This window comes from Streptomyces sp. CNX435, from assembly GCF_059570575.1.
Map to the genome: position 1 here is coordinate 1 of NZ_JCANTA010000028.1, position 21,324 is coordinate 21,324.

16 protein-coding genes and 2 pseudogenes are annotated in these 21,324 nt (G+C 75.6%); 8 read left to right on the forward strand and 10 right to left on the reverse strand.

From position 1 onward, the window contains the following. Nucleotides 1-356 precede the first annotated feature (356 nt). Both T328_RS31320 and T328_RS31325 read right to left on the reverse strand, forming a co-directional pair. Nucleotides 357-1,163 (reverse strand): S8 family serine peptidase, encoded by an 807-nt coding sequence (locus T328_RS31320; RefSeq protein ID WP_496499610.1) that lies wholly within the window; start codon nt 1,161-1,163, stop codon nt 357-359. A 29-nt stretch (nt 1,164-1,192) separates the two neighbouring features. Then, on the reverse strand, nt 1,193-2,008 hold the full coding sequence (locus tag T328_RS31325) for a TetR/AcrR family transcriptional regulator (protein WP_496499611.1): 816 nt from the start codon (nt 2,006-2,008) through the stop codon (nt 1,193-1,195). Between the two features lie 69 nt (nt 2,009-2,077). On the opposite strand from T328_RS31325, the gene T328_RS31330 reads away from it, so the two are divergent. Further along, complete coding sequence (locus T328_RS31330) at nt 2,078-3,067, forward strand: ATP-binding cassette domain-containing protein (RefSeq protein WP_496499612.1); 990 nt, start codon at nt 2,078-2,080, stop codon at nt 3,065-3,067. Continuing rightward, nucleotides 3,064-3,861 (forward strand): ABC transporter permease, encoded by a 798-nt coding sequence (locus T328_RS31335; RefSeq protein WP_496499613.1) that lies wholly within the window; start codon nt 3,064-3,066, stop codon nt 3,859-3,861. Before T328_RS31330 ends, T328_RS31335 begins: the two co-directional genes overlap by 4 nt. Nucleotides 3,862-3,991: 130 nt before the next feature. Here T328_RS31335 and T328_RS31340 read toward each other — a convergent pair whose 3' ends face one another. The 3 genes from T328_RS31340 to T328_RS31350 all read right to left on the reverse strand — a co-directional run bounded on the left by T328_RS31340 (nt 3,992) and on the right by T328_RS31350 (nt 7,129). Beyond that, complete coding sequence (locus tag T328_RS31340; protein WP_496499614.1) at nt 3,992-4,255, reverse strand: hypothetical protein; 264 nt, start codon at nt 4,253-4,255, stop codon at nt 3,992-3,994. 214 nt (nt 4,256-4,469) lie between these two features. Beyond that, nucleotides 4,470-6,323, reverse strand: a complete 1,854-nt coding sequence (locus T328_RS31345) for a helix-turn-helix domain-containing protein (RefSeq protein ID WP_496499615.1) — start codon at nt 6,321-6,323, stop codon at nt 4,470-4,472. A 428-nt stretch (nt 6,324-6,751) separates the two neighbouring features. Beyond that, nucleotides 6,752-7,129 carry a GntR family transcriptional regulator gene (locus T328_RS31350; RefSeq protein WP_496499616.1) on the reverse strand — a complete coding sequence of 126 codons (378 nt, stop codon included), beginning with the start codon at nt 7,127-7,129 and terminating at the stop codon, nt 6,752-6,754. A gap of 70 nt (nt 7,130-7,199) precedes the next feature. Between T328_RS31350 and T328_RS31355 the strand changes: the two genes are divergently transcribed. Beyond that, the gene (locus T328_RS31355; RefSeq protein ID WP_496499617.1) at nt 7,200-8,114 is read left to right on the forward strand and encodes a GNAT family N-acetyltransferase; all 915 of its coding nucleotides are present in this window, start codon (nt 7,200-7,202) and stop codon (nt 8,112-8,114) included. Nucleotides 8,115-8,150: 36 nt separating this feature from the next. On the opposite strand, the pseudogene T328_RS31360 reads toward T328_RS31355, so the two are convergent. Further along, nucleotides 8,151-8,675, reverse strand: a pseudogene (locus tag T328_RS31360) (NUDIX hydrolase); the annotation flags it as partial. 342 nt (nt 8,676-9,017) lie between these two features. On the opposite strand from T328_RS31360, the gene T328_RS31365 reads away from it, so the two are divergent. Next, a complete protein-coding gene (locus T328_RS31365; RefSeq protein WP_496499618.1) occupies nt 9,018-12,284 on the forward strand; it encodes an AfsR/SARP family transcriptional regulator in 3,267 nt (1,088 codons plus the stop codon). A gap of 254 nt (nt 12,285-12,538) precedes the next feature. On the opposite strand, the gene ddaH is transcribed toward T328_RS31365, so the two are convergent. Both ddaH and T328_RS31375 read right to left on the reverse strand, forming a co-directional pair. Beyond that, nucleotides 12,539-13,315 (reverse strand): dimethylargininase, encoded by a 777-nt coding sequence (ddaH, locus tag T328_RS31370; protein ID WP_496499619.1) that lies wholly within the window; start codon nt 13,313-13,315, stop codon nt 12,539-12,541. A 21-nt stretch (nt 13,316-13,336) separates the two neighbouring features. Then, the gene (locus T328_RS31375) at nt 13,337-14,308 is read right to left on the reverse strand and encodes a DUF8832 domain-containing protein (RefSeq protein WP_496499620.1); all 972 of its coding nucleotides are present in this window, start codon (nt 14,306-14,308) and stop codon (nt 13,337-13,339) included. Nucleotides 14,309-14,481: 173 nt separating this feature from the next. On the opposite strand from T328_RS31375, the gene T328_RS31380 reads away from it, so the two are divergent. The 3 genes from T328_RS31380 (at nt 14,482) to imuA' (ending at nt 19,232) form a co-directional block, all read left to right on the forward strand. After that, nucleotides 14,482-16,764, forward strand: a complete 2,283-nt coding sequence (locus T328_RS31380) for a heavy metal translocating P-type ATPase (RefSeq protein ID WP_496499621.1) — start codon at nt 14,482-14,484, stop codon at nt 16,762-16,764. Between the two features lie 183 nt (nt 16,765-16,947). After that, nucleotides 16,948-18,522, forward strand: a complete 1,575-nt coding sequence (locus T328_RS31385) for an AMP-binding protein (RefSeq protein WP_496499675.1) — start codon at nt 16,948-16,950, stop codon at nt 18,520-18,522. Between the two features lie 56 nt (nt 18,523-18,578). Next, nucleotides 18,579-19,232, forward strand: coding sequence for a DnaE2-dependent mutagenesis accessory factor ImuA' (gene imuA' / locus T328_RS31390; RefSeq protein ID WP_496499622.1), 654 nt, complete (start codon nt 18,579-18,581; stop codon nt 19,230-19,232). On the opposite strand, the pseudogene T328_RS31395 reads toward imuA', so the two are convergent. Both T328_RS31395 and T328_RS31400 read right to left on the reverse strand, forming a co-directional pair. After that, nucleotides 19,171-19,485, reverse strand: a pseudogene (locus tag T328_RS31395) (alpha/beta fold hydrolase family protein); the annotation flags it as partial. The gene imuA' and the pseudogene T328_RS31395 sit on opposite strands and share 62 nt — an antisense overlap. 38 nt (nt 19,486-19,523) lie before the next feature. Continuing rightward, the gene (locus T328_RS31400) at nt 19,524-20,306 is read right to left on the reverse strand and encodes an SDR family NAD(P)-dependent oxidoreductase (RefSeq protein WP_496499623.1); all 783 of its coding nucleotides are present in this window, start codon (nt 20,304-20,306) and stop codon (nt 19,524-19,526) included. A gap of 103 nt (nt 20,307-20,409) precedes the next feature. Between T328_RS31400 and T328_RS31405 the strand changes: the two genes are divergently transcribed. Further along, nucleotides 20,410-21,234: a helix-turn-helix domain-containing protein gene (locus T328_RS31405; protein ID WP_496499624.1), complete on the forward strand. Its 825-nt coding sequence runs from the start codon at nt 20,410-20,412 to the stop codon at nt 21,232-21,234. The last annotated feature ends 90 nt before the right edge of the window (nt 21,235-21,324 follow it).

The following is a 21,324-nucleotide window of genomic DNA, read 5'->3' on the forward strand; positions in this document are numbered from 1 at the left end:
CCTTCGAGGGGGTAGCCAACTGCTGGCCGGATAGTGTGCACGAGGGTGGTGTGACTCGATCGTGTGATGGTCGGCTTGTGGGCTTGCGGTGGCCCGGGCCGTTCGGGCTACGGTGATCGTGCGATCTGGGACGCCGGGTAGGGCGCCAGCGTGCGGGGCCCCCGCTCCACCGGAGTGATGGTTCGGGGCTTCCCCGTCGCCCTCTGGCCGTGCCCACATGGCCAGGTCGTGAGGGAACCGGCCTCCCGGGATCGGACCACGGACAGGATCCGTGTCGCTGCCCCGGGGTCGAGTACGCCGGGGACCAGTGCGCCCAAGACCGTTCGGGGCGTGCGGCCGAGCGGAGTCACTCCCGCTCAGTCCACAGGAACGGTGTCCGGGATCTGGTAGTCGTCGCCGCCCGGGGCGGCGGCGTCGATGACGCCGAGGCCGTGGTCCGAGTGGTCGGACTTGAGGTTCTCCGAGCCGACCGACGCCGCGCTGACGACACCGGGCAGCATGTGCGGCACCACGGGGCACTCGGCGGGGTCGACGGTGCGCTCGGCCGGCGTGGCGTCGGTGGGGCTTTCGACGTCGGTGAACGTCGGGTCGGCGAGGTCGCGGCTGCCGTTGCCGGCGGCGGCGACCTGGAGCACGCCCTTGTCGGTGGCGTAGCGGTCGGCGCGGGTGACGGCGTCCAGGATGGCCCGCTGGTCGGGGTCGTCGGAGCAGACGAAGTGCCACGGGTCCACCGAGAAGCTCATGTTGGCGATGTCGATGCCGTGGTCGGCCGCGAAGACGAGCGCGCAGACGGCGGATTCGGCGTAGATGAAGCCGTCGGCGTCGGCCGCCCTGATGGACGCGACCGTCACGTCCGGGGCGACGCCGGCGATGCCGATGCCGTTGCGCGGGGCGGCTACCTGACCGGCGACCCAGGTGCCGTGGCCGACGATGCCGTCCCCCGGATAGGGCCGCCAGGCGCCCGGGCTGGTGTCGGCGTCGCCGCCGGCGCAGTCGGCGGACTGGCCCGCGGAGAAGTCGCGGCGAGGTCGCGGTGGGTGTCCTCGACGCCGTTGTCGATGATGCCGACGGTGACATCCGGGCTGCCGGTGGAGACGGCATGGGCCTGGTCGGCGCGGACGATGCGCAGCGACCACCGGGCGCGTTTCAAGGGTGATGCGCACCCAACTCCCGTGACCGGCGGCGGAATCCGTCAGTCCGCCCCGCCGCCCGATGCCCCGCCCGATTCCCCGTCACCCGATTTCCCGCCGCCCGGCGCCCCGCCGCCCGACGCCGCGAAGCCGTCCAGCACCCGCCCCAGCATCCGCCGGAACGCCTCCTCGTAGTCCCCCGGTTCGGCCGCCTCCGCCAGCGCCGCGGCCAGGTGCGGGTACTCCCCCGTCGCCAGCTGCCCCGCCAGGTACGCCCCGCGCACCGCCTGCTCCTCCGCCTCGCTCCACGGCAGCGCCCGGGCCCGCTCGGCGAGGGCGATCTCGAAGGTCACGTAGCTGGTCACCGACGCGGTGACCATCGCGATCAGCTCCATCTTCGTGCCCGGCGGCACCTCCAGGCCCGCCAGCGCGGCGAGGAACCGGTCGAGGTAGCGCAGGACGTGGGGCGTGAACCCGTACGCCGCACTCGCGGTGAGCCGCGGCAGCCACGGGTGCCGGCGCATCAGGTCCCGCGACTGCTCCGCCAGCCCGAGCACGTCGGCGCGCCAGTCGCCGCTGAGCGGCGCCGACAGGTCGTACTCCGCGCTGACCGCGTCGACCATCAGCTCGTGCAGGTCCTCCTTGCGCGGCACGTAGTTGTAGAGCGACATGGTGCCGCTGCCGACCTCGGCGGCGACGCGCCGCATCGAGACCGCGTCGAGCCCGTCCGCGTCGGCGATCCGCACCGCGGCGGCGGCGATCCCGGCGCGGCTGTGCGCGGGCCGCGGGCCGCGGCCGGTGCGCTCGGGGCGGGTCCAGATCACCTCGGGGGTGGCACCGCGCGCCGTCCCGTCGGACGCTCGTCCGCTCGCTGCCATCGCTTCCTTCCCACGGGCGCCGGTCGCCCGGTTCACGTACAGCGTACTGAGTCGGCTATGCTCGACCGCATGACAACTACGTACGCTGTACTTAGTGAGGGGCTGGAGAAGCGCTACGGCGACGTCCACGCGCTCCGCGGCCTCGACCTCGCCATCCCCGAAGGGACCGTCTGCGGGCTCCTCGGCCCGAACGGCGCGGGCAAGACCACCGCCGTGCGCGTGCTGACCACGCTCGCCCGGCCGGACGGCGGCGGCGCCCGGGTCGCCGGGCACGACGTCGTCGCCGAGCCGGCCGCCGTGCGCCGGGCCATAGGCGTCACCGGGCAGGCCACCTCCGTGGACGACGACCTGTCGGGGCGGGAGAACCTCCGCCTCTTCGCCCGGCTGCAGCGCCTCCGCGGGCCCGCGGGGCGGGAGCGGGCGGACGAGCTGCTGGCCCGCTTCGGCCTGGCCGACGCCGCCGACCGGCCGGCCCGCACGTACTCCGGCGGCATGCGGCGGCGGCTCGACCTGGCGGCCGGCCTGCTGGCCCGGCCGCGGGTGCTCTTCCTGGACGAGCCGACCACCGGGCTCGACCCGGCCAGCCGCGAGCAGATCTGGACGGCGGTGCGCGAGCTGGCAGCGGCGGGCACGACGGTGCTGCTGACGACGCAGTACCTGGAGGAGGCGGACCGGCTGGCGGACTCGGTGGTGGTCGTCGACCACGGCCGGGCGGCCGTCACCGGCACGCCGGACGAGCTGAAGCGGCGCGTGGGCGCGTACGCGGAGGTGGTCGTGGCCGAGGAGGCCGCGCTGCCCGCGGCGGCCGTGGTGCTCGGGCCGCTCACCGGCGGCGAACCGCGGCTGGACGCGGAGCGGCGCGCGGTGGGAGCGGCGGCGTTCGACCCGGGGCTGACGCTGCCGCGCATGGTGCGGGAGCTGGACGCGGCGGGGGTGCCGGTGGTCGACGCGAGTCTGCGCAGGCCGACGCTGGACGAGGTCTTCCTCCGGCTCACGGGGGCGGCCGGGGGCTCCGCGAGCGACGCCCCGGGTGCCCAGGGGCAGGAGGAGGCGGCATGACCGACCTCGCGTACGACGGCATGGCCATGGTCGGCCGTCAGCTGCAGCGCGCCCGGCGCAACCCCGGGCTGCTCGTCATCACCCAGGTGATGCCGCTGACGCTGCTGCTCTTCTTCGGCTACGTCTTCGGCAACTCCGTCTCACTCCCCGGCGACGCCGACTACCGCACCTACATCGTCCCCGGCCTCTTCGCCACCACCGCCGCCGGCGGCCTCGTCACCGGCATGCTGCAGGCGGCCGTCGACACCGGCCGCGGCGTGACGGATCGCTTCCGGGCGCTGCCGATCAGCCGGTCGGCGGTGCCGCTCGGGCACGCGGTCGCGGACGTGCTGCTGTTCGCGGCCGGGCTGGTGCCGCTGGTCGCGGTGGGCTACGCCGTGGGCTGGCGGAACGACGGCGGCGCGGCGGCGAGCGCCGGGGCGCTGGGGCTGCTGCTCCTGCTGCGCTTCGCGTCGGCGTGGATCGGGATCCACCTCGGCATGGTGGTCGGCGACGAGGAGGCGGCGGGGCAGCTGGCGAGCACCACGTTCGTGCTGCAGCTGCTGTCCAACGCGTACGTGCCGACGCACGGCATGCCGGGGTGGCTGCGGGCGGTGGTGGAGTGGAACCCGCTCAGCGCGTACGTCACCGCCGTACGGGACCTGACGGGCAGTGCCCCGGCGGGACTGGACGACGCGGCGGGCGCGGCCTGGCCGATGACGCATCCGGTGGCGGCGGCGCTGTGCTGGTCGGCGGTGCTGCTGGCGGTGTTCGTACCGCTGGCGGTGCGGCGCGGCGCGCGCGGGCGGGACTGAGCAACGGCAGGCTGCGCGGTGCGCGTGCGGGGATGGTTCGGGAGCTGCCGGGTCCTGGACGTGTGCGGGCAGCGATCGGGGCGGGCGCGGCATGCCGGGTAGCCGCGCCCGCCCCGATACGAGCTGTCTGCTAGCTCCGGCGGTTGCCGAAGAGGGTGCGCCGCAGCTTCCGCAGCGGGGCGAAGAGGGAGACGCGCGCCATACGGCCCGGCTTCGCGGCCCTGTCCTCGCGCGCGGTCAGCTCACGCATCAGCATGGTGGCGCTGTCCGTGTCCCCCTGGGGGGCGGCGGGGCCGCCGAGCACCGCTAGGTGCCGGTCGACGCGTGCCCGCGACGCGGTGCTCCCGCAGTTGATCGCAGGAACTCGCGCTTTGCCGCGCATTATCTGATCCATGACACTCCCCACCCTGACGAGGGCTCCCGGCCCGGGCAGGGCTAACCCTATCGTCTGCCTGCGTCACATGCGCATCCCCCACAAGGGAATCATCCCCAATTCCCGGCCCAGAACGCGGTCTTGACCTGGAGAACCGTTTCATCTGGCTGGTTTCCGCCCCTCGCCGGTGGGCCGCCTTCCGCTTCTTCCGGTTCCTCCGGTTCCGGCCCGGCGGTCACGGCGTCGGGGACGCGGAGTCCGACGCGGGGTCCTGGGCCGGGTCGTCGGACGTCAGGTACGGGCGCCAGGAGCCGTTGAGGGTGTCGTAGCCGTACAGCGGCCGGTCCTTGATCGCGCTGGTACGGAACGGGGCGCCACGGTCGTCGATGCGGACGACGCCGGAGTCGTCGCCGCTGCTCCACTCGACCTCCAGGTACCAGCGGACGTCGTAGTCCTCGGTGTTGGCGTGGATGAGGAGGGACAGCGGGTCGTCGGGGGTGACGCGGTACGGGAGGGCGGGGGGCTCCCAGGTCTGCGTGGAGTCAGCGCCGTTCTTGGGCTTGAGAACGGGGCGGGGGACGTCGAGGTCGACGGTGTACGCCGCCTCGGTGACCTCGCCGCCGCAGCCGTCGGACATCGCGAAGGCGTTCCACGGCAGCGGCGTGCCGCTCGCGGTCTTGCGCACGTGCACGGCGGTGATGGTCACCTGCTCGTCGCCGCGGGGCTCGATGGCGGTCTCGATGTTCGTGAGGCCGCCGTGGACGGCGCCCTGGCTGCCGGCCCACGCCTCGGCGTCCTGCGCCATGGGCGGGGGCGGGACGTCGTCGGGCGACTTGTCGAGTACGTAGCGGTGGTCGCAGCCGTTCTCCCAGACGTGGGAGCGGACGGACCACGCGAGGGGGGTCCGGGCGGCCGGCTCGGCCCGGTCCTCGTCGGTGGCCCCGCCCTTGCGGGGGGCCGCGCCGGGCTCGCCGCCCTTGCCGGCACCGCCGCCGGCGGGCGAGGGCTTGCGCCGCTCCGACGGCTCGGCGGTCCCACCGCCCTTCTCCGACGTCTCGCTCCCCTCGGCACCGCCGCCACCCCGGCTCCCGCCCGACAGCGCGGCGCTCTCGGGCTCCTCGCCACCCGCGGCCCGGCCTTCGCCGGTGGACCCGCTGGAGGTGGCGACGAGCGCGACGAGCGCGACGGCGGCCACCCCGGCGGCGGGCACGAGCACGCGCCGCCGCCGCCAGCGCCCGCGGGCCCAGGCGCGGGGTGCGGCGGTGGCCGACTTGTCGACAGAGCCACGGGGTTCGCCGGAACCGGTGGGGTCGCCGGAACGGGTCGGGTCACCGCCGCGGCCCCCGGCGCCGCGGCCGGTGGAGTCCACCACGCCGGCTGCGTCGTCGGCGTCGGCGTGCGCGCCGTCGCCTCCGGGGCCCTCGCCCTTGGACGAAGGAACGGCCGCAGCCGCCGCACCCGCGGTCACGCCACGCGCCGACGAACCGCCGCGCGCCGCAGGTGTGTCGCCGGTCGCGTCGGTCAAGTCGTCGTTACCGCGCCCCGCGCTCCCGCGCGCCGCCGCACCCGAACCCCGGTCGCCGGGACGGCCGTTCCGGCCTCCCGGCGCCTCCTCCGCCCACGCCGGCGTCGTACCCCGACCGGCGCCCGCCGCGGGCCTCTCACCCGCGCCGCCGCGCGCCACCGCACCGGCACCCCGAACGCCGGGCGACCGCCCCGCCGATCCCGTACCGCGCGCGCCCGCCGCAGGCGTTCCGCGCCGCGGCGAACCGGAACTACGGCTTCCGGGTCGGCCGCCGGACGGCTCGTCCTCCCCCGCCGCCCACGACGGAGTCGCCCCCCGCCGGGTGCCGTTCGCGCGGTGCCAGCGGCGGTGGAGTTCCACCAGTTCCTCGGGTGTCGCCCCGCACAGGCGTGCCAGGCGCTCCGCCGGGGCATAGCTCGCAGGGACCGCGTCGCCGTTGCAGTAGCGGTGGAGGGTCGACGTGCTCACGTGCAGCCGGGCTGCCAGCGAGCCGTAGCTGCGCCCCGAGCGCTGCTTCAACTCGCGCAGCATCGCCGCGAACTTCTCCGTCGCCGCGTCAGTCACATCCCGCCCCCCGTTCCGACGCGTTCCACCCTAGTCCTGTTTCCGCTGGTGGGTGGTCGGATTCCCGTTCCAGCTTCCCGTTTCGACGCTGTTCGCTTGCGGCCGGTCCCTCCCGGTCACCAGGCTGGTCACCAGCACCAAGCCAGCGCCCCAGCACCGAAAGCGGCGCGGCGCCGGGCGGAGTACGGGGGTATCCGCTCGGCGCCGCGCGACGGCCTCCCGGGCCGGGCCGGTTCGCGGGCGGCACCGGGTGCGGTCTGCGCAGTCGTCGGCTCGGCCCGTGGTGGGCCTCGTCGGCCGAGCCGCTGCGCGACGGCCGCGTGCCCGGCGCCGCCGGCATCGCGAGCACGCGGCCCGGCCCGGGTGAACGAGGCCCCAGGTTCCGGCGTGTACCCCCGAGGACCCTGACCGGTCCACCCGGTGGGGTCCTACGCGCCGGCGTAGGCGGCGCGCAGCGCCTCTTCCACCGCGGTCAGCGCGGTTCCGTGGTCGAGTCCGAGGCGCTGCGCCCGCTGCGCGTACGCCTGGGCCGCCGCTGCCGCCTCGCGCTGCGCGGCGTCGCCGGCCGCCGCCACGAAGCTGCCGTGCCGGCCCCGGGTCTCGATCACCCCGTCGCTCTCCAGCGCGCGGTACGCCTTGGCGACGGTGTTCGGGGCGAGGCCGAGCTGCTCGGCGAGGCCGCGTACGGTGGGCAGCTTGGTACCGGCCGGGAGGGCACCGCCGCGCGCCTGGGCGGAGATCTGGGCGCGCACCTGCTCGTACGGGGCCTCGGGCGCCTGCTGGTCGACGATAATCTGGATGGTCACGGACTCATTGTGGGCCGCCGCGCGAAATTCGCACGACAGCGGCGCCCCTCTCGCCGTACCGTGCGGCGCCATGAGTGTGCTCGTACGTGACTTCCGGCCCGAGGACGCGGACGCCGTCGCCGAGGTCCAACGCGCCGCGGTGCCGTTCTTCGTCGTGACCCCCGAGTCGGTGCGCTGGGCGGTGGCCTCCGCGCCGCCGCGGAAGCGGCTGCGGCAGCTGGTCGCGGAGGTCGACGGGCAGATCGTCGGCGAGGCCGAAGCTTACGTGTCGTACGAGAGCAGCACGCCCGGGCAGGGCATCACACACCCGCACGTGCACCCCGGGCACACCGGCCGCGGCGCCGGCACCGCGCTCGTCGCGGCGGCCGAGGCACACCTCGCCGCGCAGGGCGCGACCGCCGTGTACACCTGGGCGTACGACACCGAGCGCGACCTCGGCTTCGCCGAGCGGCGCGGCTACCGCCGGGGGCGCTCCGGCCAGATCCTCCACCTCGACCTGCGCGCCGAACTCCCGCCGCGGCCGGAGCCGGCGGCAGGCGTGGAGCTGCGTCCCTTCGCGGACTTCGCCGACGATCCGCGCCCGCTGTACGAGGCGGACGCCGAGGCGTCCGCGGACGAGCCGAGCGACACCCCGGCCGACGCCATGACGTACGAGCGCTGGCTCGGCCACACCTGGCGCGATCCGCGGGTCGACCACGAGCTGACGTTCGCCGCCGTGGTGGGCGGCGAGGTGGCGGCGTTCAGCCTGGCGGAAACCGACGGGCACGCGCGCTACTCGTCCGGGATGACCGGCACCCGGCGGGCGTTCCGCGGCCGGGGGCTGGCGAAGCTCGCCAAGCACGAGTCGCTGCGGCGGGCACAGGCGGCCGGGTACACCGACGCGTACACGGGCAACGACACCGAGAACGCGCCGATGCTCGCCGTCAACCGCTGGCTGGGCTACCGGCCGGCCGCCGTCGAGTGGCGCTGCATCAAGGAGCTCTGAGCAGCCTCGCCGCCGCCCCAGCCGCCCCCGCCGCCGTCACGGCGGGCCGTCCGTCTGCGGCAGCGCCACCGCCCTGTCGGGCACTCCCGGGGCGTACACGAGGGGATCCCCCGGCTCGTGCCAGTGCAGCACGAAACGCTTCCCCGCCCGGTACGCCTCCAGACCCGCCCGGCAGTACGCCACGGTGTCGGCCGGCACGTCGTCCAGCGGATACCAGCCGATGCCCGCGCACTTGTCCGGCTCCGCGTTCACCGGCCGGGCGCCGGGCGGCAGTTCGGCGGCGAAGAACCATCCCATCCGGGGCCGGCCCACCGGCGGCTTGTGCTGGATGACGAGCGCCGCCTCGACCTGCTCGGGAGCGAGCACGAGCCCGATCTCCTCGGCGGCCTCGCGCAGCACCGCGTCCCGGACGTCCTCGCCGTCCTCCAGATGGCCGCTGGGCAGGTTCAGCAGGCCGTCCGCGTAGCCCGTGCGGTCCCGGCGGGCGAGCAGCACCTCGGGCGCGGGCGCGCGCCGGAGCAGTATCAGGTGCACGTCCACGATCTCCTGGTGCCGGTGGGGTCGCGGTAAACCGCCCATCGGTGCGGCGTCCGCCGCTTCTGTGCTCATACGCCGATCATCGCAGCCGCCACCGACACCGCCCCGCGCCGCCCCGCCCGGCCGCTCCGGAGGGCGACGCGGCGCCGCGGCCCTCGCCATCGGCGCGGCGGCGATGCTGAACGCCGTACGCCGGCGCTCCCACGGCCGCCACCGCGCCTGACCGGCGTGGCCGCGGCGCGGCGGTTGCGCGACGGTTGCGCGCCCGCTGCCTGCCACGACGCGGGTGTCCTTGACATGTACCGCCGGGTACAAGGAAGGTGACGCCGGAGCAGCTCACGACGACCGTGACCAGGGGACGGTGTGATGCGCTATCGGATCCTTGGCAGGCTCGACGTCTGTAACGGCACGCGGTGGATCCCGCTCAACGCCGCGAAACAGCGCGCCCTGCTCGCCCATCTGCTCATCAACGCGGGCCGGTTCGTCCCCGCCGACGCGCTCATCGCCGAGCTGTGGGGCGACGACGTACCGGACTCCGCGGCCAAGTCGCTGCAGGTGTACGTGCACCGGCTGCGCCGCGCCCTGGGCGCCGACCCGGAGGCGTTACACACCCGCCCCGGCGGCTACGAGCTGGCCGTGGAGCCGGACGGCACCGACGCCGCCCGCTTCGCGACCCTGGCCGCCGCCGGGCGCGCGGAGCTGGCCGACCGGCGGCCGGACGCGGCGGTGGAGTCGCTGACGGAGGCGCTGGGGCTGTGGCGCGGCCCGGCGTTCGCGGACGTGCCGGCCACCGATGCCGTACGGGCCGAGGCCGCCCGGCTGGAGGAGTGCCGGCTGACGGCCTGGGAGGACCTGGCCGACGCGAAGCTGGCGGTGGGCCGGCACCCGGAACTGGCCGCGGAGCTGGGCGCGCTGCTCGCGGAGCACCCGCTACGGGAGCCGCTGTGGGGCCGGCTGATGCTGGCGCTGCACCGCTCGGGGCGGCGCTCGGACGCGCTCCGCACGTACGAGCGGGCCCGCCGGATGCTGGTGGACGAACTGGACGTGGAGCCGGGGGCGCAGCTGCAGGAGGTGCACGCGGCGGTGCTGGCGGGCGGTCCGGAGCCGGCGCCGCGGCTCGAGGTCGCGGAGCGCCCGGCGTACTGCCAGCTGCCGGCCCGTATCCCGGACTTCGTGGGGCGGCGGGAACAGCTGGTGCGGGTGCTGCGGTGGCTGGGCCCGCCGGAGGCCGGGACCGGGGTGCCGGATCACGAGGCGCCCGGCTTCGACGCGTGGCGGGTCGACGCGCGTCACCCCGCGCCGCGCACCGTCCTCGTCACCGGCGTCGCCGGCGCCGGCAAGTCCACGTTCGCCGTGCACGCCGCGCACCTGCTCCGCGACGTCTTCCCCGACGGCCAGCTCTACGCCGACCTGCGCACCGCCGCGGGGCACCCGGCCGACACCGGCGAGGTGCTGGCCTCCCTGCTCAAGACGCTCGGCATGACCGGCGCCGGCATCCCCGAGAGCCTGGAGGAACGGGCCCGGCGCTACCGCGCGGAACTCGCCGACCGCCGCGTGCTCGTCGTGCTCGACAACGCCGACTGCGAGCGGCAGATACGCCCCCTGCTGCCCGGCACCGGCGACAGCGCCGTGCTCGTCACCAGCCGCGCGGCGCTCGCCGGGCTCGAAGGGGCGCTGCGCGTCGGGCTGGGCCTGCTCAGCGACGCGGAGGCGCTGGAGCTGCTGGCGCGGGCGGCCGGCGACGACCGGACGCGCCGCGACCCCGCGGTCGCCGCGCGGATCACGGCGCAGTGCGGCAACCTGCCGCTCGCGCTGCGCATCGCGGGCGCCCGGCTGGCGACCCGGCGGCACCTGTCGCTGCCCCGGCTGGCCGAGGCGCTGGCCGACGAGCGGCGGCGGCTGGACGAGCTGGTCGCGGGCGACCTGGAGGTACGGGCCAGCGTCACGCTGGGTTACGCGGCCCTCGACCCCGTGGCGCAGCGCGCGTTCCGGCTCCTCGGCCTGCTCGACGTGCCGACGGTGCCCGGCTGGGTCGTGGCGGCGCTCCTCGGCGACGTGCCCCCGCACGACCCGGTGGCCGTGGCCGAGCGGTCCCTCGACGCGCTCGTCGACAACCACCTCGTCGAGGTCCACGCCCCCGACCCCGCCGCCGAACCCCGCTACCGCCTGCACGACCTCCTGCGCCTCTACGCCCGCGAGCGCGCCCACACCCAGGAGTCGGCCGCCGAGCGGTCCGCCGCGCTCGGCCGCGTCCTCACCGCCTACCTCGACCTCGCCCACCGCGCCGACGACACCCTGTCCTCCGGCTTCTCCGGCCGCGTACGGGTACCGGCGCCGCAGCACCGCCCCCCGGCGGCGGAGGCGGCCCGGGTCGCGGCGGAGCCGCTGGCCTGGCTGGAGGCGGAACGGACCACGCTCTGCGCCCTCGTCCGGGCGGCATCCAGCGCCGGCGAGGCCGGCACCGCGTGGCGGCTGGCGGCGACGCTGGCGGCGTTCTTCGAGTCGTCCGCGCACTTCGACGACTGGCGCGAGACCCACCGCACGGCGCTGGCCGCGGCGACCGCGGCCGGCGACCGGCTCGGCGTCGCCGTGCTGCACCGCAACCTGGGCGAGCTGGAGACCGTGCAGGACCACTACGGGGAGGCGGTCGCGGCGTTCAAGCGGTCGCTGAAGGAGTTCGCGGCGCTGGACCGCCCGCGCGCGGTCGCGCGGGCGCAGCCCGGGGCCCGCCCCCGCGGCGCGGGCCGGGACGGGGTCGCCGCGGGTGGCGGCCACCACCCCGCCGAGTCCGCCGCGGCGGCGGGGCTCGGTGTGCTGCTGCGGCTGCGCGGGCAGTACGCGCAGGCCGCCGCCTGTCTGCGGCGCGGCATCGAGCGGGCCCGCGCGGGCGGCAACGTACGGTCCGAGGCGTACGCCCGCTGCGGCCTCGGCACCGTCCACCTGGAGTGCGGCGAACCCGGCGCCGCCCGGCGCGAGTTCGAACGGGCGCTGATCCTCGCGCAACAGGACGGCTACCGGCACGGCGAGGCATCCGCGGAGCGCAACCTCGGCCTCGTGGACCTCGCCGTCGGCCGCGTGCCCTCCGCCGCGGCGCGGATGCTGCGCAGTCGCGGGCTGGCGGCGGAGGCCGGCGACCGGGTGGACGAGGTGCACGCGCTGCAGTGGCTCGGGCACCTGACGGACGTGATCGGGGAGCCGGCGCGGGCCGAGCGGATGCTTGACGAGAGCCTCACGGCGTACCGGAGGTTCGGCGAGCGGTTCGGGGAGGCGCTGACGCTGCGCGCGCAGGCGGACCTGCAGCTGCACGCGCACCGGCCGGCGGCGGCCAAGGCGACGGCGCGGCAGGCGCTGTCGATCTGGCGGCACCTCGACACCCCGTACTGGACGTCGCGCACCCTCGACGTGCTCGCCGCCGCGCACGCGGCCGCGGGCGGCCCGGGGGGCGAGGTGGCGGCTGCCCGGGTACGTCGTCAGGCCTCGGCTCTACGCGCGTCAGTCGGCCTGCCCACGGGCCTCCGCGCGCCGGTGGTGGCCGGCCGCCGCCTCGGCGGCCACCTCACCCCGGCCCCGGCCCCGGACCCCGCCGTCCGGGCCCGGCCGGGGTCGCTGCGGGTGGCGGCGGAGAGCCGCTGACGCGGCGGAGGAGGCGGGCGACGGGCACGGCCCTGGCGGGACCACCGCGGGGCCGCTCGTGCCCGCCAGGACCGCCCCCGCGCGCCCGGGGCGCTCCCCGGGCGCCCGGGTCGGCTGCCGCGGTCACCGTCCCGGCGGTGTACGCGCGGACCGGCCGCGGTGCGGAGCCACCGGCCTCGGCGTACGAGCGCCGGCCCGGCGGTTCCGCACCTGCCCGCCGCCGCACCCGCGCCCCGCCGCGGCACCCCGCGCCGTCAGTCGTACAGGCCGCGCATCCGCACCGACAGGCACGTCACCGAGCCTTCGAGCTTCTCGAACTCGCCGATGTCCACCGGCACCGGCGTGTAGCCCAGGTCCTCGTACAGGGCGGCCGTCCGCGGTGCGCTCGCCGCCATCAGCAGCGCGCCGCCGCCGAGCAGGACGACGTACGCCCCGGCGGCCTCCGGCACCTCGATGCGGCCGGGGAAGAGCGCCGGTTCGTCGACCAGCCCGGGGTGGGTGGTGAAGGTGCCGTCGGGCAGGGCGGTGATGCCGGATTTCAGGTGCAGCACGTTGGTGACCGGGACGGCCACGACGCGGGCGCCGAGCGGCTCGAAGCAGGCGCGGAGCTGTCGGACGCCCTCGGCGTTGGTACGGCCGCCGCGGCCCACGTAGATCGTGTCGCCGGCCTTGAGCACGTCGCCGCCGTCGAGGGTGCCGGGCTCGCGGACGTGGTTCACGGAGCAGCGCATGCGGCTCACGGCGTCCTCGACGCCGCGGGTCTCCGGCCTGCGGGAGTCGGCGCCGGGGCGGGTGACGAGGGCGACGTTCTTGTAGATCACCACCGTGTCCTCGACGAAGACGGCGTCCGGGCAGTCGTCGGCGGGCTCGACCTCGGCGGTCTCCCAGCCGTGCAGTTCGAGGGCGGCGACGTAGGACCGCCACTGCGCGAGGGCCCGGTCGGCATCGACGGGCGTGCGTGCGATGTGCGTGACCAGGCCCTCGGCGAGACGCGGTCCGGGGCGGCGGACGAGGGCTTTCCTGCTGCGCATGCAGCAGGTCTACCACGGCCGTCAGTGCTCGTGACCGTCACCGCCCTCCTCGCTCGTCCCGCTCTCCTCGGCGGGCGCGTCCCCGCCTTCCGCGCTGACGGTGAAGGCCGCCGTGCGCACCTCGCCCTCGTGCTTGAAGTCGAGGAAGAGGCGGTACGAACCGGTGCTGGGCGCGGTCGCGGAGAAGGCCACCTCGGGGCCGGGCTCCGTGCTGCCGTCGCCGGGCTCCCCGTTCGGGTGGACGTGCAGGTACGCCAGGTCGCCGGCGCGCAGCGCGACCAGGTGCCCGTACGCGCCGAGGTACGGCTGCAGGTCGGTGACCGGCTTGCCGTCCTTCTCGACCGTGAACTCCACGTCCCGCGCGGAGCCGGGCGTGAGGCCGCCGTCGAGCGTCACCTCGTACCCGTCGACGGTCGCGGTCGGCTTCGCCTCGGGCAGCGACGCCGGGCCGTAGTCGCCGGCGACGGCGAGGTCGCTGCCGAGGGTCAGACCGTTCTCGGGGCCGCCGGTGGGCACGAAGTCGGCGAAGACGCGGTAGTCACCGGCCTTCGGCAGCTTGACCGGCGTGCTCCAGGTGCCCTCGCCGTCGCGGACCGGGTGGAGGTGGCGGTACGTGCCGAGGTCGCGGGAGGCGACGATCAGGTGCAGCTCCTTGCCGTGCTCCCGCTGGTACGAGGTCACGGGCTCGCCGTCCGCGTCGCGCACGGCGAAGCGCAGCTCGGTGCGGCTGCGGGCATCGATGCGCTCGGTGTCCAGGTCGAGCGTGTAGCCCGACTCGGAGAGCTGGAGTCCGCCCGCGGCGGGGCCGGTGTCCTCCTCGTGCCCGCCTCCCTTCTCCTTCTTCTCCCCCTCGTCGCCCGCGGCGTGTCCGCCGTGGGCCGGGGCGGGGTCGCCGTCGTTCACGGGCCCTACGGCGCTGCCGACCCCGTACGCCCCGCTGAACGCGACGGCCAGCACGCCCGCGAAGAGTCCGGCTCTGGCTGCGGTGTTCATCGCTCGCTCCTCTCGGTCGGCCCGTCGTTGCGACCGGCCTCGATACTCGTCATAATACCCCCTAGGGGTATCCAGTCAAGCGAGGTCGGCACTTGCATTCGATACGGCTCAGGGGTATACATGGAGCCGAAGGACTAATACCCCCTAGGGGTATTGCGACACAAGGAGCAGTGATGACCACCACCACGCCAGGCAGGACAGCCGAGGTCGAACTCGCGATCGGCGGCATGACCTGCGCCTCTTGTGCCGCACGGATCGAGAAGAAGCTCAACCGCATGGAGGGCGTCGAGGCCACCGTCAACTACGCCACCGAGAAGGCCAAGGTGTCGTACGAGGACGGCGTGGCCGTCGGCGACCTCATCGCCACCGTCGAACGTACCGGCTACACCGCCGCCCCGCCCGCACCCGCCGCCGGACCGGCCGCGGGCGACGGGACGGACGGCGGCGGGGGCGGCGAGGGCGACGGCCAGGGGCCGCCCGACGAACTGCGGACGCTGCGGCAGCGGCTCTTCGGCTCCCTGGCGCTGTCCGTGCCGGTGGTGGCCATGGCGATGGCGCCCGCCCTGCAGTTCGAGTACTGGCAGTGGCTCTCGCTCACGCTGGCCGCGCCGGTGGTCGTCTGGGGCGCCTGGCCGTTCCACCGGGCCGCCTGGACCAACGCCCGGCACGGCGCCGTCACCATGGACACGCTGATCTCGGGCGGTACGACGGCGGCGTTCCTCTGGTCGCTGTGGGCGCTGTTCTTCGGCACCGCGGGCGAGCCCGGGATGACCCACCCCTTCGAGCTGACCATCGCCCGCAGCGACGGCTCCGGCAACATCTACCTCGAAGCCGCCGCCGGCGTGACGACGTTCATCCTCGCCGGGCGGTACTTCGAGACCAAGTCCAAGCGGAAGGCGGGCGCGGCGCTGCGCGCGCTGCTGGAGCTGGGCGCCAAGGAGGTCGCGGTCCTGCGGGACGGCCGCGAGGAGCGGGTCCCCGTGGACCGGCTGGCGGTCGGGGACCGCTTCGTGGTCCGGCCCGGCGAGAAGATCGCCACCGACGGCACCGTCGTCGAAGGCGCCTCCGCCGTGGATACCTCCATGCTCACCGGCGAGTCCGTGCCGGTGGAGGTCGCCGTGGGCGACGCCGTCACCGGCGCCACCGTCAACGCCGGCGGCCGGCTGGTCGTCGAGGCCACCCGGGTCGGCTCGGACACGCAGCTGGCGCGGATGGCCCGGCTGGTCGAGGACGCCCAGAACGGCAAGGCCGCCGTGCAGCGGCTCGCCGACCGCATCTCCGGCGTCTTCGTCCCCATCGTCATCGCGCTGTCCCTGGGGACGCTGGGGTTCTGGCTCGGTACGGGCGACGGGATGGCCGCCGCGTTCACCGCCGCGGTCGCCGTGCTGATCATCGCCTGCCCCTGCGCCCTCGGCCTGGCCACTCCGATCGCCCTCATGGTCGGCACCGGCCGCGGTGCCCAGCTCGGCATCCTCATCAAGGGCCCCGAGGTCCTGGAGTCGACCCGCAAGGTCGACACCGTCGTCCTGGACAAGACCGGCACGGTCACCACCGGCACCATGACCCTGCACGCCCTGCACACCGCGGACGGCGAGGACGAGGAGACGGTGCTGCGGCTCGCGGGTGCGCTGGAGCACGCCTCGGAGCACCCCATCGCCCAGGCGGTGGCCGCGGCGGCGAGCGAACGCCTCGGTACGCTGCCGGCGCCCGAGGACTTCGCCAACGTGCCCGGGCTCGGCGTCCAGGGCGTGGTCGACGGACACGCGGTCCTCGTCGGCCGGCAGCAGCTCCTCGCGGAGTGGGCGATGCCGCTGCCCGCCGGACTCGCCGAGGCCAAGGACCGGTCGGAGAAGGCCGGGCGCACCGCGATCGCGGTCGCCTGGGACGGCGAGGCCCGCGCCCTGCTGGAGGTCGCCGACGCGGTCAAACCCACCAGCGCGCAGGCCATCGCCCGGCTGCGGGACCTGGGTCTGACCCCGATCCTGCTCACCGGCGACAACACGGCCGTCGCGAAGACCGTCGCCGCCGAGGTCGGCATCGACGAGGTCATCGCCGAGGTCCTCCCCGAGGACAAGGTCGACGCCGTCAAGCGGCTGCAGGCCCAGGGGCGTACCGTCGCCATGGTCGGGGACGGCGTCAACGACGCCGCCGCCCTCGCCCAGGCCGACCTGGGGCTGGCCATCGGCACCGGCACCGACGCCGCCATCGAGGCCGCCGACCTGACCCTGGTCACCGGCGACCTGCGGGCCGCGCCGGACGCCATCCGGCTCGCCCGCTCCACCCTGGGCACCATCAAGACCAACCTCGTCTGGGCCTTCGGCTACAACGTCGCGGCCCTCCCCCTCGCCGCCGCGGGCCTGCTCAACCCCATGCTCGCCGGCGCCGCGATGGCCTTCTCGTCCGTCTCGGTGGTCGCCAACAGCCTCCGGCTGCGGCGCTTTCGCCCACTGGGCTGAGGACGGCGGACACCGCGCCGCTCGCCGGGCCGATATGGCCCGGCGAGCGGCGCGGTGTTTCGGTGTGCGCGAAGGTCGAAAACCGGCCGCGCACCCCGGCGGCGGGTTACGGTGCCCTCCGCGGGCGCGCGACGGCAGCGCACCCGCGGAGGGCCGAGGGGGAGGAGAGCGGGCGTCGTGGAGATGCGGGAAACAGGGAAGGCGCGGGGGGCGCGGGGGGCGCGGGAAGCGAGGACGTCGCGGGAGTCCGGAACGCTGCGAGACGCGCGGGCCTCGTGGGAGCTGTTCCCCGCACTGCGCACCGCGCCGGAGCGGGTCGCGCTGCGCTTCGGCGGCACCGTGCTGACGTACGGCGGGCTGGCCGCGGCGGCGGACGCCGTCGCCCGGCGGATCGCGGGCGCCCGGCGGGTGGCGGTCTGGGCGACGCCGGAGCCGGCGACCGCGGTGGCGGTGACGGCGGCGCTGACGGCGGGCGTGGCGGCGGTGCCGCTCAACCCGCGTATCGGGGTGCGGGAGCTGGCGCACATCGTGGCGGACAGCGGGCCGGAGCTGGTGCTGGCGGCGCCGGGTGCGGAGCTGCCGGAGGCGCTGGCGGGGGTCGAGCGGGTGCACGTGGAGGTGCCGGCCACGCCGCCGGCCTCCGCACCGGCCGCCACCCCGTCGGCGGCCTCCGCACCGGCCGCCTCCGGCTCCGGGCCGGAGACCGCCGCGCTCGTCGTCTACACCTCCGGTACGACGGGCCCGCCCAAGGGCGTCGTGCTGTCGCAGCGGGCGCTGGCCGCGACCCTCGACGACCTCGCGGAGGTCTGGGGCTGGACAGAGCGCGACACGGTGGTGCACGCGCTGCCGCTGTTCCACGTCCACGGGCTGGTCCTCGGCGTGCTGGGCCCGCTGCGCCACGGCGGCGCCGTGCACCACGTGGGCCGCTTCGCGCCCGAGACGGTGGCGGCGGCGCTGGACGCGGGCGGCACGATGCTGTTCGGGGTGCCGACGATGTACCACCGGCTGGCCGACGCCCTCGACGGCGCCCCTTCCGGTACGCGGCTGGCCGCCTCCCTCGCCCGCGCCCGGCTGCTCGTCTCGGGCTCCGCCGCGCTGCCGGTGGCGGACCACCGGCGGCTCACCGCGGCGACCGGCCGCCGGGTCGTGGAGCGCTACGGCATGACGGAGACACTGATGAACACCAGCGTCCGCCCCGACGACCCGGATGCCACCGGCAGCGTCGGCGTGCCCCTGCCCTCCGTCGCCACCCGGCTCGTCGACGACGCGGGGGCCGAACTCACCGCGTACGACGGGGAGACGGTGGGCGAGATCGAGGTCCGCGGCCCGAACCTGTTCACCGGCTACCTCAACCGCCCCGAGGCGACGGCGGCGGCGTTCCGCGACGGCTGGTTCCGCACCGGCGACATGGCGGTACGGGACGCGGCCGGCCGCTACCGCATCGTCGGCCGCCGCGCCACCGACCTCATCAAGTCCGGCGGCTACAAGATCGGCGCCGGGGAGATCGAGAACGCGCTGCTGGAGCACCCGGCCGTCGCCGAGGCCGCGGTGACCGGCGAGCCGGACCCGGACCTGGGCGAGCGCATCGTCGCCTGGGTGGTCCCGGTTCCGGAGGGCGCGCCGCCGTCCGCCGCGGAACTGGCGTCGTACGTGGCCGACCACCTGGCGCCGCACAAGCGGCCCCGTACCGTCCACTTCCTCGACGCCCTCCCCCGCAACGACATGGGCAAGATCCTCAAGCGCGCCCTGGGGAGCTGACACACGTCACGCCCCACCCGCTTGCATTTCCCGCCCAAGCAATCGAACATATGTTCATGCATGTCGTTTCGCCTGGTGACCAGGGGGGCCTGGAGGCGCCCGAGTCGCTGTCCGGGCTCTTCCCGGGCGGTCGCCTGCCGCGCGGCGAGGTGGTGAGCACCGGCGGCGACCTGCCGCTGCTGATCGCGTTGGCCGCCGAGGCCGCGGCGGACGGCGGGGCGTGGGCAGCGGTGGGGCTGCCGCAGCTCGGCGCGCTCGCGGCGGTGGATGCCGGGCTGGATCTGGCGTGCGGGTTGAGCGTGGAGGAGCCGGGCCGGCGGTGGCCGGAGGTGCTGGCGATGGTGTGTGAGGCCGCCCCGGTGGTCCTGCTCGGCCCGGTCGGCCATGTCGGCGCGCGCACCGGCCGCCGCATCGCCGCCCGACTGCGGCGCAGCGGTGCGCTGCTGCTGACCTGGCAGGACTGGCCCGGGGCCGGGGTGCGGTTGCAGGTGACGCAGGCGTCCTGGGAGGGGCTGGGCAGTGGTTTCGGCCTGCTCTCCGGCCGCCGCGCCCAGCTGACGATCACCGGGCGGGGTGCGGCTTCGCGGCAGCGGCGGGTCGAGGTGTGGTTGCCCGGCCCCGACGGCACGGCTCGTCCGGTGGTCGAGTTCACCGTCCCAGGAAGGGAGCCAGTACTGCGAGCAGTTCACGCGGCCGGTGCAGCGGAATGATGTGGCCGCTGTCCCGGATGAGGTGGCCTGTGAGGTCGTCGGCGATCGGCCGGAGCTACCGCTCCAGCGCCGCGCCGACAGGGTGTGCGCCGATCGCCAGGGTCGGCACGGTCAGCCGGGCCGCCGCCACGGCCTTCCCGATCTGCGCCGCACTCTCCGGCATGGCCCGGTAGTACGAGAACGCGCACCGCAGTGCCTCGCGTCCGGTGTAGGCCGCCACGAAGGCGCCGCGCAGCGCCGGCCGCACCCCGTCCTCTCAAAGAGTCGTCATCATGCCGCCGCGGGCGGTCGTCACTGGGCGGTCCAGCCGCCGTCGACGGTCAGGAGCGCGCCGGTGACGAAGGAGGCCGCGTCGGAGGCGAGGAAGGCGACGGCCTCCGCGACCTCCTCGGGGTGCCCGATCCGGCCGATGGGGTGGGCCGGGCCGAACGACGCGAGCATCTCGCGGCCGTTGTCGACGACGCCCTCCATGATGTCGGTGTCGACGACCCCGGGGAGCACGGCGTTGGAGCGGATGCCCTTGGGGCCGCCCTCGATGGCCAGTACCCGGGTGATCTGGGCCAGGGCGCCCTTCGACGCGGCGTAGGCGGTCTGCGTGGCGAAGGCGACGAGCGAGGAGACGGAGGCGATCGAGACGATCGCCCCGCCCGTGCCACCGGCCTCCATGGCGCGGAACGCCTCGCGGGCCTGGACGAAGTTGCCGCGGGCGTTGACGCGCAGGATGGCGTCGAAGTCCTCGGCGGTGGTCTCGGTGACCAGCTTGTTCAGGGTGCGGCCGGCGTTGTTGACCAGGATGTCCAGCGAGCCGAAGCGGCTGGTCGCGAGCGCCGCGGTGGCGCGGGCGAGGTCCTCGTCGGCGACGTCGCCGACGAGGGCGGCGATGTTGTCGGGGTCCTTCGCGGCGAGTTCTTCGACGGCTTCGGAGCGGTCGGTGACGACCAGTCGGGCGCCGCGGGCGCGCAGGAGCGCGGCGGTGGCGTGGCCGATGCCGCGGGCGGCTCCGGTCACGACGGCCACCCGTCCGGTGAGGTCCCAGGCGGCGGGGACGGTGGCGAGGTGGGGGGATGTAGTCATGGCCCCAAGGCTGGCCCGGCCGGGGCACCCGCGGGAGAGGCGGCGTTCTCCTGGGTGCAGCGCACCCAGGCAGGACGGCCGGTCCCGGTCCTAGCATGGCGGTATGGCACGCTCCGAACTCGGCGCCTACCTCTCCGCCCGCCGCGCCGACGTCACCCCGGGCGACGTGAACCTCCCCGCCACCGGGCACCGCCGGGTGCCCGGGCTGCGGCGCGAGGAGGTGGCTCTGCTCGCCGGGGTCAGCGCCGACTACTACATACGCCTGGAGCAGGGCCGGGAGCGTACGCCCTCCGCGCAGGTGCTCGACGCCCTGGCCGCGGCCCTGCGGCTGGACGACGACGGCCGCCTGCACCTGTTCCGGCTGGCGGGACTCGGCCCGCGCGCCCGCGCCGCCGCCGTACCGGACAGGGTGGAGCCGAGCCTGCTGGCCCTCATGGACACCTGGCCGCACAACCCGGCGATCGTCTACAACCGCGCGTACGACGTCCTCGCCTCCAACGCCATCGCCGACGCGCTCTTCCACGGCTGGACGCACTCGCGCAACCTCATGCACGTCGTGTTCACCGACCCGGCCGCCCGCGCCTTCTACCGCGACTGGCACGACGTCGCGCGCAACTCCGTGGCCGGCTTCCGCCTCGGCCACGGCGCGGCGCCCGACGATCCGCGGATACGCCAGGTGCTCACCGAACTGCTGGAGGCCAGCCCCGAGTTCGCCGACCTCTGGGCCCGCCACGACGCCCGGGGCAAGGCGCTGGAACGCAAGCGCTTCGCCCACCGCGACGTCGGCCGGCTCACCCTGACCATGCAGACCTTCGATGTCCGCTCGGCCCCCGGCCAGGAACTCGTCGTCTACCACGCCGAGCCCGCCTCGCCCAGCAGCGAGGCACTCGCGCTCCTCGGCTCGCTCGCCGCCACGGCACGCCCGTAGCCCTGCCGCCGGAAGACCGGCCGCCCCAGCCGCCGGCCGTACCGGACGCGTTCGATTTGCGTGGTCCGCCACACCCCCGGGACACCCCCC